Origin of the sequence: Lysobacter sp. K5869, assembly GCF_018847975.1 — a bacterium.
GTDB lineage: Bacteria > Pseudomonadota > Gammaproteobacteria > Xanthomonadales > Xanthomonadaceae > Lysobacter.
Genome location: NZ_CP072597.1, coordinates 3546080 through 3561143, shown reverse-complemented (window position 1 = coordinate 3561143; position 15064 = coordinate 3546080). Strand labels below are relative to the sequence as shown.

At 69.7% G+C, this 15064-nt stretch carries 17 protein-coding genes; 9 read left to right on the top strand and 8 right to left on the bottom strand.

Annotated elements, in window-relative coordinates; genetic code table 11:
* The first annotated feature begins 3 nt into the window (after positions 1-3).
* Complete coding sequence (locus tag J5226_RS15510) at positions 4-972, top strand: mechanosensitive ion channel domain-containing protein (RefSeq protein WP_215835352.1); 969 nt, start codon at positions 4-6, stop codon at positions 970-972.
* 280 nt (positions 973-1252) lie between these two features.
* Here the strand turns inward: J5226_RS15510 and orn are convergent, their stop codons facing one another.
* Positions 1253-1837 (bottom strand): oligoribonuclease, encoded by a 585-nt coding sequence (gene orn / locus J5226_RS15505; RefSeq protein WP_215835351.1) that lies wholly within the window; start codon positions 1835-1837, stop codon positions 1253-1255.
* A gap of 64 nt (positions 1838-1901) precedes the next feature.
* Between orn and J5226_RS15500 the strand changes: the two genes are divergently transcribed.
* From J5226_RS15500 to J5226_RS15480, 5 genes are all read left to right on the top strand, one after another.
* Positions 1902-2390, top strand: coding sequence for a DUF2721 domain-containing protein (locus J5226_RS15500; protein WP_215835350.1), 489 nt, complete (start codon positions 1902-1904; stop codon positions 2388-2390).
* Positions 2391-2646: 256 nt separating this feature from the next.
* Positions 2647-3129, top strand: a complete 483-nt coding sequence (locus J5226_RS15495; protein WP_255322805.1) for a DUF2721 domain-containing protein — start codon at positions 2647-2649, stop codon at positions 3127-3129.
* 36 nt (positions 3130-3165) lie between these two features.
* A complete protein-coding gene (locus J5226_RS15490) occupies positions 3166-3417 on the top strand; it encodes a hypothetical protein (protein WP_215835349.1) in 252 nt (83 codons plus the stop codon).
* A 451-nt stretch (positions 3418-3868) separates the two neighbouring features.
* Positions 3869-5005: a Cache 3/Cache 2 fusion domain-containing protein gene (locus tag J5226_RS15485; RefSeq protein ID WP_215835348.1), complete on the top strand. Its 1137-nt coding sequence runs from the start codon at positions 3869-3871 to the stop codon at positions 5003-5005.
* 43 nt (positions 5006-5048) lie between these two features.
* Positions 5049-5663, top strand: coding sequence for a hypothetical protein (locus J5226_RS15480; RefSeq protein WP_215835347.1), 615 nt, complete (start codon positions 5049-5051; stop codon positions 5661-5663).
* Between the two features lie 204 nt (positions 5664-5867).
* Here J5226_RS15480 and tadA read toward each other — a convergent pair whose 3' ends face one another.
* Together tadA and J5226_RS15470 are read right to left on the bottom strand one after the other, a co-directional pair.
* Positions 5868-6353: a tRNA adenosine(34) deaminase TadA gene (gene tadA / locus J5226_RS15475; protein WP_255322804.1), complete on the bottom strand. Its 486-nt coding sequence runs from the start codon at positions 6351-6353 to the stop codon at positions 5868-5870.
* A gap of 144 nt (positions 6354-6497) precedes the next feature.
* Positions 6498-7007: a DUF1993 domain-containing protein gene (locus tag J5226_RS15470; protein WP_215835346.1), complete on the bottom strand. Its 510-nt coding sequence runs from the start codon at positions 7005-7007 to the stop codon at positions 6498-6500.
* Positions 7008-7280: 273 nt separating this feature from the next.
* Between J5226_RS15470 and J5226_RS15465 the strand changes: the two genes are divergently transcribed.
* The gene (locus tag J5226_RS15465) at positions 7281-7826 is read left to right on the top strand and encodes a TetR/AcrR family transcriptional regulator (protein WP_215835345.1); all 546 of its coding nucleotides are present in this window, start codon (positions 7281-7283) and stop codon (positions 7824-7826) included.
* Positions 7827-7905: 79 nt separating this feature from the next.
* Here J5226_RS15465 and J5226_RS15460 read toward each other — a convergent pair whose 3' ends face one another.
* The 5 genes from J5226_RS15460 to folD all read right to left on the bottom strand — a co-directional run bounded on the left by J5226_RS15460 (position 7906) and on the right by folD (position 14026).
* On the bottom strand, positions 7906-8142 hold the full coding sequence (locus J5226_RS15460; protein WP_215835344.1) for a hypothetical protein: 237 nt from the start codon (positions 8140-8142) through the stop codon (positions 7906-7908).
* A 433-nt stretch (positions 8143-8575) separates the two neighbouring features.
* On the bottom strand, positions 8576-8734 hold the full coding sequence (locus J5226_RS15455) for a hypothetical protein (protein ID WP_215835343.1): 159 nt from the start codon (positions 8732-8734) through the stop codon (positions 8576-8578).
* Between the two features lie 771 nt (positions 8735-9505).
* Positions 9506-11074, bottom strand: coding sequence for a glutamine-hydrolyzing GMP synthase (gene guaA / locus J5226_RS15450; RefSeq protein WP_215835342.1), 1569 nt, complete (start codon positions 11072-11074; stop codon positions 9506-9508).
* Between the two features lie 167 nt (positions 11075-11241).
* Positions 11242-12699, bottom strand: a complete 1458-nt coding sequence (gene guaB, locus J5226_RS15445) for an IMP dehydrogenase (protein WP_215835341.1) — start codon at positions 12697-12699, stop codon at positions 11242-11244.
* Positions 12700-13135: 436 nt separating this feature from the next.
* The gene (folD, locus tag J5226_RS15440; RefSeq protein ID WP_215835340.1) at positions 13136-14026 is read right to left on the bottom strand and encodes a bifunctional methylenetetrahydrofolate dehydrogenase/methenyltetrahydrofolate cyclohydrolase FolD; all 891 of its coding nucleotides are present in this window, start codon (positions 14024-14026) and stop codon (positions 13136-13138) included.
* Between the two features lie 127 nt (positions 14027-14153).
* On the opposite strand from folD, the gene J5226_RS15435 reads away from it, so the two are divergent.
* Complete coding sequence (locus tag J5226_RS15435) at positions 14154-14474, top strand: DUF1244 domain-containing protein (protein ID WP_215835339.1); 321 nt, start codon at positions 14154-14156, stop codon at positions 14472-14474.
* Positions 14475-14728: 254 nt separating this feature from the next.
* Positions 14729-15019: a hypothetical protein gene (locus J5226_RS15430; RefSeq protein WP_215835338.1), complete on the top strand. Its 291-nt coding sequence runs from the start codon at positions 14729-14731 to the stop codon at positions 15017-15019.
* Positions 15020-15064: the final 45 nt, after the last annotated feature.

Here is a 15064-nt window from a genome sequence, read left to right as displayed (position 1 = left end):
GGCATGGCGAAACCCGACGCCGCTCAAGCCGTGGCCGCCAAGACGCAGGCGTCCGAGTCCCTGTTGGGGCTCGGCGCCGGCTTCGACTTCGACAAGCTGATGCTATGGGCCCAGACCCAGGGCCTGAAGCTGCTGGCGTCGCTGGCGATCCTGCTGATCGGCCTGTGGATCGCCAAGCGCCTGTCGCGGGCGTTGGAGCGGGTCATGACCCGCGCCAACATGGAAGTCACCTTGCGCGGCTTCCTGCGCAACATCGCCTACGCGGTGATGGTGGTGGTGGTCGCGGTGGCCGCGCTGCAACAGCTCGGCGTGCCGATGACCTCGGTGCTGGCGGTGCTCGGCGCCGCCGGCCTCGCCATCGGTCTGGCGCTGAAGGACTCGCTGTCCAACATCGCCTCGGGCGTGATGCTGATCGTGCTGCGCCCGTTCCGCGCCGGCGACTACGTGCAGGCCGCCGGCATCGAGGGCACGGTCGAGCAGATCCGCGTGTTCCAGACCCGCCTGCGCACCGTCGACAACCGGGTGATCGTGCTGCCCAACAGCCTGATCACCACCGCGGTCATCATCAACTTCACCGCCAATCCCAAGCGCCGCATCGACCTCACCGTCGGCGTGGGCTACGACGACGACCTGCGCGTGGCCAAGGACACGCTGCTGGCGCTGGCCGCGGCGCATCCCAAGGTGCTCAAGGAACCCGCGCCGGAAGTGCTGGTGACCGCGCTGGCCGAAAGCAGCGTCAACCTGGAACTGCGCGCCTGGGCCAAGACCGGCGATCTGGTCCACACCAAGAGCGATCTGGTCGAAGGCATCCGCAACGAGCTGATCGGCAAGGGCCTCAACATCCCGTACCCGCAGCGCGATCTGCACGTCTACCACCACGACGCCGACGGGCGGCCGATCGGCGAAGTGCTGACCAAGGCGGTGGCCGACGATGGCGACGTGGCGGCGGCGGGCGCCAAGCCCAAGAGCTGAGTCGTTCGCCGGGGAGCGCACGCCCTCCCCCTTCGCCGCGCCAGTGGGTCTCCCCCTGTAGGAGCTGCGCAAGCTGCGACCAACCGCAGCGGTTGACGCCAGCGCAGCTATCCGAAGCTAGGCAAGCTCACGTTCCCCTTTTCTAACAACGCGTCAAAGCGCCGGCCGATTGACCGGGCTTCGGGCAGGCGCGCTTGCGTCAATCGCTGCGGTTGGTCGCAGCTTGCGCAGCTCCTACAGTCGCTGCGTTGCGGCCTCGCGCGAGGCCGTGGCAAAAAGCTCAGCCGCCGAGCCCGCCCAGCTTGCCCATGAACCCGCGGTAATGCCGCAGCTCGGCGATCGAATCGTGCACGTCGCTCAGCGCGGTGTGCTTGCTTTCTTTGTTCACCCCCGCCAGCACCTCCGGCGACCAGCGCCGCGCCAGCTCCTTGACCGTGCTGACGTCGAGGTTGCGGTAGTGGAAGTACTTCTCCAGCTTGGGCATGCAGCGGTGCAGGAAACGGCGGTCCTGGCAGATCGAGTTGCCGCAGATCGGCGAGGCGTTCGGCGCGACCCACTTCGCCAGGAACTCCAGCGTCAGCCGTTCGGCCTCGTCCATCGCCACGCCCTGCTCCAGCACCCGCTTCCACAGCCCGGACTTGCCGTGCTGGTTGCGGTTCCATTCGTCCATCGCCTGCAGCCGCTCCAGCGGATGGGCGATGGCGAGTTCCGGCCCCTCGGCGAGCACGTTGAGCTGGGCGTCGGTGACGACCGTGGCGATCTCCAGGATCGAGTCGCGGTCGGTGTCCAGGCCGGTCATCTCCAGGTCGATCCAGATCAGCCGGTGCTCGTGTCCGTGCCGCTCGTGTCCGGGGTGTTCGCTCATGGCCTCGCCGTGCGTATGCGTGTCGCGGCATGATAGCCCACCCCGCCCCGACGGCCGCGCCGCGATGACCGCCAACGCCCCCGACGTCCACTACGCCATCCTGACCGCGATGCTGGCGCCCGCGTTCTTCCTCACCGCGACCGCCTCGCTGCTGCTGTCGGCCAACAACCGGCTGGCCCGGGTCATCGACCGCGCCCGGGTGCTGCTCAAAGAACTGGCCGAAACCGAGGACGCCGAGGAGCGCGAACTGATCGAGCGCCACATCCTGCGCCAGAAGAAGCGCAGCCGGATCATCCTGCGCGGCAGCCAGCTGCTCTACACCGCGATCAGCTTCTTCGTCGGCACCAGCCTGACCGTGGCCGGCGACGCCGTGCTCGGCTACCGGTTGGGGCTGGTCCCGACCGTCCTGGCCGCGCTCGGGGTGCTGTCGATGTTCGCCGCCAGCCTGCTGCTGGCGCGCGAGTCCTCGCTGGCGGTGGAGGCGGTCAACGAGGAGATGGATCACGGCCATGCCAGCGCGGTGAAGCGCTGGGCGCAGCCGCCGCGGCGCTGAGCCGTCGGCGGTCGGCCGTGATCTTTCGATCCGCAGCCGGCCGAGCCACGCGCCACCGAGCGGCGGCATGCCGATCGCCCCGCGGTCGAGACGCCGGCCCTGCGATAGCCGAAGCCCGAACCGCCGCCCTCCGCGCCGCCCGGCCGCGCGATGAGGCAACGCAACCGCAAAGCGCCCGGCCATCGCGCTTGCGGCATCATGGGGTCCGGGCCCGCTCCGCCCGCCACATCCGCCACCCGCGCGCCGCGCCTCCGCCATGACCGATCCGCTGCAACTGAGTACGCACTACGCCGTGGTCTCGGCGATGATCACCCCGGCGTTCTTCCTCACCGCCACCGCCTCGCTGCTGGTGTCGTCGAACAATCGCCTCGCGCGCGTGGTCGACCGCATGCGCCAGCGACTGGCGACGCTGGAGGAGACCGTCGACGAGGACGCGCGCCAGTACCTGGAAGCGCGCATCATCCTGCACCGCCGCCGCGTGCGCCTGATCCTGACCTGCCTGCAGCTGCTGTACGGCGCGATGACGGCGTTCGTCGGCACCAGCCTGGCCATCGGCATCGACCAGTTCACCGATTACCGCCTGCGCGGCGTGCCGACCGGACTGGCGATGTGCGGCGTGCTGCTGGTGCTCGCCGCCTGCATCAACATGGGCCGCGAGGCGCGCATGAGCGTGAGCATGCTCGACTCCGAAGTGAAGCGCGAGTTCGACCGCGACGCCGGGCGCAAGAAGCGCGGTTGAAACGCGGCGGGCCGCACCGCTCGCGGCAAAACGGCATTGCGTCACAACTTGCATCGCGGCGCGCCGCTGCGCGCAACGAAGTCCGCGTACGCAACTTTCGTGCACCTATGCGTTGCGCAGGCCATCGCGCGCATGGTCCGCGACAACGCGAACCCGAACCCGATCCGCGCCGCGCGCATCGCTGAGCGAAAGAGGCATCGTTTTCGCAATCGCTACGACATGGATTTAGCGCAAACGGTGCGCGCGAAATACAGGCGTATACACGATACCGCCGACGTCGTTTTCTGAACCGCGTGTCGCTCAGCACACGCCGATCAAGCGCCCCGCACACTTCGCAGCGTTCGCGCGCGACAGCTGTCCGACAGCAAATCCTTCTGCGACTGCCCGCACGAATCGCGACGCGGCGCGCCCGATATGCTGCGCCCACGAACGACACGAACCTGCAGCTCCGCGTGACCGACCGACTCTTCCGCCTCACGCGCGCAGCGCACCGAATCCACTCCCACCGTTTACCCACCGCATCGAATCCGCGCCGGCCTCGCTGGCCGGCCGCTCCGCTGCGCGCGCCGCGCGCGGCGTCGGCGCATTGTGAAAGAAAAAACGATGACGCACCCTGGCGGCCGCCGATCGGCCGCGGCTGCGCGCATCGGGCATGGAGCGCCTTACCGCATCGTCCGCGCCCGCGCGCGGCGGCGGCCTACGCATTCGTTCTTCAACGCGCTCCAGGGGAATAAATCCGATGTTTCTTCACTCGTTGCGGGTGCGCCTGCTGCTGCCCGTGCTGGCGCTGGTGCTGGTGTCGGTGGTCGTGCTGACCGTCGCGCTGGCGATGACTCAGGCGCGCCACGTGCGCGCCGATGCGTCGCAATCCATCGAACGGCGCACGCAAGCGCTGCAAAGCCTGTTCTCGGTCACCCGCTCGGTGATGCTCGACCGCACCCACGACGCCATGCGCCTGTTGCGCAGCGAAGGCCGCCGGCTCGGCGCGGCCACGCTCGGCGGCCGCGTCACCGTCGGCGGCCGCGCCGCCAACGATCTGGTGCTCGGCGGCGTGTCGCAGGCCAACAACTTCGCCCTCGTCGACGGCGTCACCGCCATCGCCCAGGGCACCGCCACCTTGTTCGCGCGCGACGGCGAGGACTTCGTGCGCGTCGCCACCAACGTGCGCAAGGACGACGGCAGCCGCGCCATCGGCACCCAGCTCGATCCGCTCGGCCAGGTGATTCCGCACATGCGCAAGGGCGAGGCGTTCTACGGCGTGGTCGACATCCTCGGCACGCCTTACGTCACCGGCTACGAGCCGATCTTCGCCGAGACCGACAGCCAGCGCGCGATCGGCGTGTGGTACGTGGGCTACAAGACCGATTTGAAGGCGCTGTCGGAAGTGGTCGACGCCAGCCAGGTGTTGGACTCGGGCTTCATCGCCGTATTCGACGGCAAGGACAAGCTGCGCTTCTCGTCCAAGACCGGCGCCACCAGCGATCCGGCGCTGATCGAGCGCATCGCTCACGAACTGCCGAGCGATTGGGTGGTCGACAAGCAGGAAGTGCCGGGCTGGGGTTTCAGTCTGGTCGCGGCCTATCCCAAGAGCGACGTGGACAGGGCGATCGCGCGCCAGTCGCTGTGGATCGGCGGCATCGGCCTGCTGGTGTGCGCGCTGATCCTGGGCCTGCAATGGGGACTGATCTGGAACCGCGTGCTCAAGCCGATCCAGCACCTCACCGTGGTCGCCGAAGAACTGAGCGTGGGCAAGTGGGGCCACACCATCGAGGAGACCGAACTCAAGGACGAAATCGGCAAACTCGCCCGCGCCATCTCGCGGCTGTCCTACAGCGTGCGCGTGGCGATGGAGCGGCTGGCCAAGCTCTCGCGCTGACGCCGCCCTTCCACGCCGAACCTAGGGAGTCAGGGAGCCCGGCATGAGCAACGAATTCCGCCCGTTGGTGCAGGTGCTGCGCGAGCTCAAGTCGCTGGCGCACAAGCGCTCGTCCGGCTTCGCCTACATCGTCACCGAGGACAACCACTCCTGCATCGTGCGCCTGCATCAGGGCCAGGTGCAGGAAGTGGTCTACCGCATGCTGCGCAACGAAGAAGCGGTGCAGCGCTTGTCGATGGTGTCGGCGGCCAAGGTGCGTTTCGAGAGCAGCGGCGTCGCCGCGCTGCCGCCCGGGCGCGCGCCGCTGAGCGAGGGGTCGGTGGAATGGATCCTCGGCGGGTTCGAGCACGATCTGGGCGGGCAGCAGTATCAGTACGCGCCCGCGGCGACGCCCTCGCCGCCGCCGGCGTCCAACGGCGCCGCCGCGCCCGCCGCGGCGGAAGCGATCGTGGTGAATCCGCATGTGCGGCAGGCGGTGGAGCAGGTCGCGCTGAATTATCTCGGGCCGATCGCCGGGATGCTGTGCCAGGAAGCCTTCGACGCGGCCGGCGGCGATCCGCAGCGGGCGATCTCGCAGCTCGCCGGGCAGTTGTATTCGCAGCAGGAAGCGCAGCGGTTCAGCGAGGAAGCGCGCAAGGCGTTGGCCGCGTTGCGTTGAGGCGCGCGGCGGTTGCGCGCGTTCGGGCCGGCGGTTGCGCGCGTTCGGGCCGGCGGTTGCGCGCGGATCGCGGGGTTCGTCGTTGGCGCGGTCGCGACTCGCGTCGCTCCTACACGGCGAGCCCGTAGTCGCGCCGAGCCCCTGTAGGAGCGACGCGAGTCGCGACCGCGCAGTCTCCGTTCGCGCAGAACCCCAGATCCGCGCTTACACCGGCTTGCCGCGCTTGCGCCGGAAATACGCGCTCAACCGCGCGCCGGCCTCTTCGCCCAACACCCCGCCCTGCACCATCACGCGATGGTTGTGGCGCGGATCGCCGAGCAGATCGAACACGCTGCCGGCCGCGCCGGTCTTGGGATCGAACGCGCCGAACACCACCCGCGCGACGCGCGCGTGCACCATCGCCATCGCGCACATCGCGCACGGCTCCAGGGTCACGTACAAGGTGCTGCCGATCAGGCGATGGTTGCCGATGCGCTGGCCGCCTTCGCGCATCGCCACGATTTCGGCGTGCGCGGACGGATCGTGCTGGCCGATGTTGCGGTTCCAGCCCTCGCCGAGCATTTCGCCGGCGGCCGACACCAGCACCGCGCCGACCGGGATCTCGTCGTACTCGCGCTCGGCGCGCTCGGCCAGATCCAGCGCGCGGCGCATCCAGTAGCGGTCGATCTCGTCCTGTTGGGGCTCGCTCACGTTGTTCGCGCTCCGGCGCCGCAGCCGCGCGGCGCCCGGAGACGATTATGGTGCAGCCGCGCGCCGGCCGCACCCGCCGCGCGCGGGCGGCGGGTGCGCAGGCGCGACGCGTTCGACGGATGCGGGCGCGGCGACCGCGCGCGCTCAGGCGGCGCCGCGCAGATAGTCCATCTTGCCCAGCGGCACGCCGAGGTGGCGCAGGATGCCGTAGGCGGTGGTGAGGTGGAAATAGAAGTTCGGCAGCACGAAACCGCGGATGTAGTCGCGGGCGACGAAGGTGAGCTCGCGGCCGCCCGGGCGGATCACGATCTCGCGCTCTTCCTGCCCGTCCATGCTCTGCGGGCTCACGCTGCGCAGGAAGTCCTGGGTCTTGGCGATGCGCTCGCGCAGTTCCTCCAGCGTGGTCTCGGTGTCGGGAAAGCTCGGCGGCGCGATGCCGGCCAGACGCGCGGCGCCGAACTTGGCCGCGTCGCTGGCCGACTGGACCTGGCCGATCAAGGTGTACATGTCCGGCGCGAGGCGGCCGGTCAGCAGCTGCGCGGGGTCGCCGCCCTGTTCGCGGATGTGGGCGACGCCCTTGTCGAGCAGGTGCGAGAGCACGTCGAGGCCGCGCTGGAACGCGGGCACGGAGATGTCGTAGAGCGAGAGGCTCATGGGGTTTCCTGTTTGCGTGGCGGGGAAACAGAAGTCGTGGACGACCCGCGCAGCGCGCGGGCCGGCCGAGTCTGAGCGCTTGCCCGGCGCGGGTCAATGAATTTACTATCGATCGTTATGAAATTCGGCGTTGCAAATCCGCAGCGATCCGGCGGCGGCTCCGTGCCCGCCGCCGAGGCCGTTTCGCCCCCCGGCGAAACGGTCGCGCCCGCGCCGCGCCGACCGCGCGGCCGCCCGCGCGGCTTCGACCGCGAGCAAGCGCTGGAAACGGCGATGCGCCTGTTCTGGCAGCGCGGCTTCGAGGCCACCTCGATCAGCGAGCTCACCGCCGCCGTCGGTGTCAGCGCGCCCAGCCTCTATGCGGTGTTCGGCAGCAAGGAAGAGTTGTTCCGCGCCGCGCTGCAGCGCTATCTGCAACAGTTCCGACTTGAGCGTGGACAAGCGCTGGCGCTGCCCGGATTGAGTGCGCGCGCAGCCTTCGAGCGCTTGTTCGACGCCATCGCCGACGGGTTCGCCGACTGCCCCGCCCGCTCGGGCTGCATGCTGGTGTCGGCCGAAACCGGCGGCTTCGGCGAGGCGGCGACGCAGTTGCGCGAGGAACTGGCCGCGCACCGCGCCGGCATCGAAGCGGGTTTCCGCGAACGCATCGAGCGCGGCCAGCGCGAGGGCGACGTCGCCGCCGATGCGGACGCCGCGGCGCTGGCCAAATTCCTTTCGACCGTGGTGCAAGGCTTGTCGATCCAGGCCCGCGACGGCGCCAGCGCGCAGCAGCTGCGCGAGGTGCTGCGCACGGCGCTGCGGATGTGGCCGGCGGCTTGAGCCGGCCTCGCTTCGCGCCATCGCCGCGCGAAACGCCGCGTCGTCGACGCGCGCCTGTCCGCGTGGCGTTGAGCGCAGCTCAGCGCTGCAAGTGGATCTGCTGCGCCGCCGCGGCCACGCCGGCCCGCGCCGGTACCCGCGCGAGCGTGCGCGGCAGCGTCAGCGCGCAACGCGCAGTGGTCGCGGCCGGCGCCGATGCCGCCACCGCGCGCGGCGTGCGCGCCACGGCCGCCGCGGCCGGTTCGTCGCGGATCGCGATCGACAACAAATGCGGCAGCGCCAGCAGCGCCGCGGCCAACGGCAGGTACCTGTCCATACGTATCTCCTGATCGGACTCGCGCCGGCGGCGGGGCAGCGGCCGGCTTACGACAAGACGACGAACCGGAGGGCGCGGATTCGACAACGCCGCCGGCCGGCGCGCGGGGCGAGCGCCGGGACTGCCTCCAGCGCGATCAGGCTACGGGGCATTGCGGCCTGGAATTGTCCTAATTCAGGCAATCGGCGCGAATCGTCGGGATCGGCATAGACAAGGGCGCGAAGCCGGCCCGAGGCGGGCCGGAGTCGGCGTGCGGGGCCATCGAGCGATACGGATTCGGCGCCGGTCGGGCTTCCTCGGCAAAGCGCCGTTTGAGCCGCCGTCGCAGGCGCCCACGCACGAGGCGGCACGGCGAATTCGCGCCGCGCACCCTCGCGCCGCCCGCAACGAAAAGGGGGCGGTCGCCCGCCCCCTTCGATCGCGCAACCCGGGCTCAGCAACCCGGCGTGCAGATCGCCCAGCAACGCGAATCGGGTTGGCTCTCGTCGCAGCTGCTGCAGCACGGCCGCGCGAACGCGGACAAGCTGACGGTCAGGCCGAACGCGAACGCACAGCAGGTCAGGAACAGCTTGGCGCGGGACATCCTCTGCATGACGCACTCCTGTCTTCGGTGGCGATGGCCGGGCGCGCGCATCCGGCGGCGCGCGGCGGAGAAGCCGGCGGCGGCTGCCGTCCGGCGCGAACGCCGCGGGTCCGTCCGCGGCCGTGCATCGCGCCCGGCGCGGGGCCGACAGGCGATGCGAGTCGATGGGGGCGAACGCCGCGGCGCGCGGCGGCGGGCGAGTTGAGTAAGAAATTCGACGCGGCGCGGGCGTTGCCCGCGCACCGGTAGGAACGGGCGCGCAAACCGATGCAAGAGGTCGCTGCGACTGCGGACATCCATGGTCCTCCGGCGTCGCGTCGCAGGCGGCCTGCGCGCGGACGAAGGCGAACGCTACGCCCGACGTCGCGACGGTAACGCGTTATCCATCACACAATGCGGCGCGGGCGAACGCGCGGGCGGCCACGCCGCGCTCGTGCGGCCGCGATGGGCAAGCATCGGCCGCGATGCGCACAGTTTTTCGCTCGCCGCAGACTCTTCGGCGCCGCGCAAAGCCTGCCGGCGCAGGGAATTGCCGCACTGCAAAACGCTCGCTGCGCATTCGGCATCGAAGCGCCGCGTCCGCTCGGCGCGCGCGCCGAGGAAGGTCCGCACCGCCGCGCGATCGCGGCGAAGTCCTGCGAACGCAGCGAGCGAGCCCGCGCCCACGACATCGCCCTACGCTCGATCCGCGCACCGCGAACACCGCCCGCGACCGAACGCCCGCAAACGAAAAGGCCGCGCTCGCGCGCGGCCTTTCGTCGCTTCAGCGAGCCCGCGGGCTCACTCCCACTCGATCGTCGCCGGTGGCTTGCCGCTGATGTCGTACACCACGCGCGACACGCCCGACAGCTCGTTGATGATCCGGTTGGACACCGTGCCGAGGAAGTCGTACGGCAAGTGCGCCCAATGCGCGGTCATGAAGTCGATGGTCTCCACCGCGCGCAGCGCGATCACCCACTCGTAGGCGCGCGCGTCGCCGACCACGCCGACCGACTTGACCGGCAGGAACACCGCGAAGGCCTGACTGGTCTTGTCGTACAGGCCGGCCTTGCGCAGTTCGTCGATGAAGATATGGTCGGCGCGGGCCAGCAGGTCGGCGTAGTCGCGCTTGACCTCGCCGAGGATGCGCACGCCCAGGCCCGGGCCCGGGAACGGATGGCGGTAGACCATCTCGCGCGGCAGGCCGAGTTCGACGCCCAGGCGCCGCACTTCGTCCTTGAACAGTTCGCGCAGCGGCTCGACCAGGCCGAGCTTCATGTCCTCGGGCAAGCCGCCGACGTTGTGGTGGCTCTTGATGACGTGGGCCTTGCCGGTCTTGCTGCCGGCGGACTCGATCACGTCCGGGTAGATCGTGCCCTGCGCCAGCCACTTGGCGTTGCCGAGCTTCTGCGATTCTTCGTCGAAGATCTCGACGAACAGGTTGCCGATGATCTTGCGCTTGGCTTCCGGATCGCTGACGCCCTTGAGCTTCTCGAAATAACGGTCGGCGGCGTTGACGCGCACGACCTTGACGCCCATGTGCTCGGCGAACATCGCCATCACCTGGTCGCCTTCGTTGTAGCGCAGCAAGCCGGTGTCGACGAACACGCAGGTGAGCTGATCGCCGATGGCCTTGTGCAGCAGCGCCGCCACCACCGAGGAATCGACGCCGCCGGACAGGCCGAGGATGACCTCGTCGCCGCCGACCTGCTCGCGCACGCGCGCGATCTGGTCGTCGATGATGTGCGCGGCGGTCCACAGCGTCTGGCAGCCGCAGATGTCGACCACGAAGCGGCGCAGCAGGGTCTGGCCCTGCTTGGTGTGGGTCACTTCCGGGTGGAACTGCACGCCGTACCAGCGGCGCGCGTCGTCGGCGAAGGCGGCGACCGGGATGCGGTCGGTCTTGGCGGTGACGACGAAACCGTCCGGCGCCTTCGACACGTGGTCGCCGTGGCTCATCCACACGTCCAGGCGCGGCGGCGAACCCGGGTGATCCTTGAGGCCGTCGAACAAGCGGTCCTGCGCGACCAACTGCACCTCGGCGTGGCCGAACTCGCGCTGGTCCGCCGCCTCCGTCGCGCCGCCGAGCTGCGCGGCCATGGTCTGCATGCCGTAGCAGATGCCCAGGATCGGCAGGCTGGCGTCGAACACTTGCTGCGGCGCGCGCGGCGCCCCCGGCAGCGTGGTCGATTCGGGGCCGCCGGACAGGATGATGCCCTTGGCGCCGTAGGCTTCGATCTCGGCCGGATCGTGGTCCCAGGCCCAGATTTCGCAATACACGCCGAGCTCGCGGATGCGGCGGGCGATCAGCTGGGTGTACTGCGCGCCGAAATCGAGGATCAGGATTTTGTCGCTATGGATGTCGGTCATGAGGCGGGGAATGAAGGGATTGAAGGGAACGAGGGGAATGGCGGGTGTCGGGGATGGGGGCCGCTGCGGGTCATACGCATCATGAGGAATGGCTGCCGGCGAATCCGCGCACGAACCAAAGCGATCGCGCGGCCGCCATTCCCTTCATTCCCTAATCCCTTTTCCCCTCAGCCGGCGCGATAGTTCGGCGGTTCCTTCGTAATCTGCACATCATGCACATGGCTCTCGCGCGAACCGGCGTTGGTGATGCGCACGAAGCTCGGCTTCTTGCGCATCTCCTCGATGGTCGCGCAGCCCACGTAACCCATGGTGGCGCGCAGGCCGCCGGCGAGCTGGTGGACCACGCCGCGCAGCGGGCCGCGGTACGGCACGCGGCCTTCGATGCCTTCGGGCACGAGCTTGTCGGCGTCGGAGGCGTCCTGGAAATAGCGGTCCTTCGAGCCTTGTTCCATCGCGCCGATGCTGCCCATGCCGCGGTAGCTCTTGTAGCTGCGGCCCTGGAACAATTCGACTTCGCCCGGCGCTTCCTCGGTGCCGGCGAACAGGCCGCCGACCATCACCGTCGACGCGCCGGCGACCAGCGCCTTGCCGATGTCGCCGGAGTAGCGGATGCCGCCGTCGGCGATCAGCGGGATGCGGTCCTGCAGCGCCTCGGCGACCATCGCCACCGCGGTGATCTGCGGCACGCCGACGCCGGCGACGACGCGGGTGGTGCAGATCGAACCGGGGCCGACGCCGACCTTGACCGCGTCCGCGCCGTGATCCATCAGCGCCAGCGCGGCATCGCCGGTGACGATGTTGCCGCCGATCACCTGCAGCTGCGGGAAGCGCTTCTTGACCCACTGCACGCGGTCGAGCACGCCCTGCGAATGGCCGTGCGCGGTGTCGACCACGATCACGTCCACGCCGGCCGCGGCGAGCGCTTCCACGCGCGCCTCGGTATCGCCGCCGACGCCGACCGCGGCGCCGACCAGCAAGCGCTCGGCGCTGTCCTTGGCGGCGTTGGGGTTGTCGGTCTTCTTCTGGATGTCCTTGACCGTGATCAGGCCGCGCAGCTCGAAGCCGTCGTTGACCACCAGGACTTTCTCGATGCGGTGCTTGTGCAGCAGCTGCAGCACTTCTTCGTCGTCGGCGCCTTCGCGCACGGTGACCAGGCGGTCGCGCTTGGTCATGATGTGGCGGACCGGATCGTCGAGCTTCTTCTCGAAGCGCATGTCGCGGCTGGTGACGATGCCGACCAACTGGCCGCCGTCGACCACCGGCACGCCGGAGATGTTGCGCGCGCGGGTCAGCTTGAGCACTTCGCCGATGGTGGTCTCGGGGCCGACGGTGAACGGCTCCTTGATCACGCCGGCCTCGAACTTCTTGACCTGGGCGACCTGGGCGGCCTGCGCCTCCAGGCTCATGTTCTTGTGGATGATGCTGATGCCGCCGAGCTGCGCCAGGGCGATGGCCAGACGGGCCTCGCTGACGGTGTCCATGGCCGCCGACAGGATCGGCAGGCGGATCGACAGATCGCGGGTCAGGCGGGTGGAGAGGTTTACGTCCTTAGGCAGGACGATCGAATGCGCGGGGACGAGAGACACATCGTCGAAAGTCAGCGCTTCAGCCTGGATGCGCAGCATAGGCGGGCCCGGGAGGATGAAGCGCGCCATTCTAACCCGAAAGCGCCCCGCTCCGCTCGCCGCGCGGACGGAAAGGGGCGTTCCGCGGGTGGGGTGCGCTGGGGCCGTTAAGCCTCGCGGGGCGGGCTCGGGACGCAGTCCGGCCCGGGCCGGCTTCGGGGGCGCAAACCTGCCGGCCGGAGCCGCCGCTCGGGCTTCGGCGGCGGGCGCCCTCGCCTGTCGGGGAGTTCAGCGTTCTTGCCTGCCCGTCATCCCCGCGAACGCGGGGAACCGGAGACCTCGCCCGGCCGTTTCCGAAAAACGGGCGCCGCGCCAAACCTCCGGCGTTCTCGCTCGAAACGCCCTGGATTCCCGCCTTCGCGGGAACGACGTGCTGAGACGTACGCGGTTACGCGCTGGGGTTCACCGACATCGACCGCAACCCCAACCGACCGGATCAGCCCCGCCCGGCCGCCTTGTCCGCCGCCTCGGCCGCTTCCAGCGTGTTCTGCATCAGCGTGGCGACCGTCATCGGCCCGACCCCGCCCGGCACCGGCGTAATCCAGCTGGCGCGCTCAGCCGCCGCCGCGAAACCCACGTCGCCGACCAGGCGGCCGTCGTCGAGGCGGTTGATGCCCACATCGATCACCACCGCGCCCGGCTTGACCCATTCGCCCGGGATCAGCCCCGGGCGGCCGACCGCGACCACCAGGATGTCGGCGTTGCGCACCGACTGCTCCAACACCGCCATCGGGGTGAATTTGTGGCAGCTGGTGACGGTGCAGCCGGCGATCAGCAGCTCCAGCGCCATCGGCCGGCCGACGTGGTTGCTGACGCCGACGATGGTCGCGCTCTGCCCGCGCACCGGGCGGTCGGTGTAGCCCAGCAGCGTGGTGATGCCGCGCGGGGTGCACGGGCGCAGGCCGAACTGGCGCAGCATCAGGTGGCCGACGTTTTCCGGGTGGAAGCCGTCGACGTCCTTGCGCGGGTCGATGCGGTGGATCAGCGCGGTGGCGTCGCGGCGGTCGGGCAGCGGCAGCTGGACCAGGATGCCGTGCACCTCGGGATCGGCGTTGAGCTTGTCGATCAGGGCCAGCAGCGCCTCGTCGCCGGGATCGGCCGGCAGGTCGTAGTCGATCGCGCGGATGCCGACCTTCTGCGCGGCGCGGCGCTTGTTGCGCACGTACACCGAGGAGGCCGGGTCGTTGCCGATCAGCACCACCGCCAGCCCCGGCCGCGACAGCCCCGCGGCGACGCGGCGGTCGACCTGGGCCTTGAGGTTGTCGAGCAGTTCCTCGGCGATGCGCTTGCCGTCGAGGATGCGGGCCGGGTGCGAGGGAGGCGTCATGCGGGCTCGGCTGCGGTAGAGTCGGGCCGCGCATTATCGCCGATCCGGCACCCCGAATTTCGCCGCGCCGCGCATTTCGCCCAGGCGCCGCGCGCCCCGCCCGACCGACCGCCGCACCGAGCCCCTTATGAGCCAGACCGATCCCGCCCCCGACGCCGACACCCTCGCCCTGCAGGCCGCCGCCTTCCGCCGCCTGCTCGCCCACCTGATGCACGAGCGCACCGACGTGCAGAACATCGACCTGATGATCCTCGCCGGCTTCTGCCGCAACTGCCTGGCGGACTGGTACCGCGACGCCGCCGTCGAACGCGGCCAGGCGATGAGCAAGGATCAGGCGCGCGAAGCGATCTACGGCATGCCGTTCGCGCAATGGAAAGCGCAATTCCAGAAGGACGCGACGCCGGAGCAGCTGGCCGCGTTCGAGGCCGCGCAAAAACGCCACGCCTGAGCGCGACTCAGGCCGCCCCTGCCCAACGTCGGCCCCGGTCTGCCCCCTGTAGGAGCGGCGCAAGCCGCGACCGCGACAGCCGAACGACCGCGCAAGCACGAAGCGCCCGCCCGCAACGCCGCGCAACACCGGCTTAGCCCAACGCCGCACCAGCTCCGCGCCGCCTCCCAAATCCCGTCATTCCGGCGAAAGCCGGAATCCATTTTGATCTTGCTCCTATCCCCGCAGCGCACCGCGCGAAGAGCAACAGCAAAATGGATTCCGGCTTTCGCCGGAATGACGGCGTCCAGGCGGCCGGCTTTGGTCGTGGTGCAGCGTTTGCTTCCATCCACGCAACGCACCGCGTGAACAGCAACAGCAAAATGGATTCCGGCGTTCGCCGGAATGACGGTGGTCAGGCGGCCGGCTTTGATCGCGGTGCAGCGACGGTCGCGACGCAGCGATGGTCGCGACGCAGCGATGGTCGCGGTGCAGACAACGTCCGCAATGAGATCGGCGCAACGGCCGCGATCGCGAGCACGCCGGCAACCGCCAACGCCCATTGACGCCGCCGCCTGCGGCCCCGCCGCGAACTACCCCACCCAAACCGC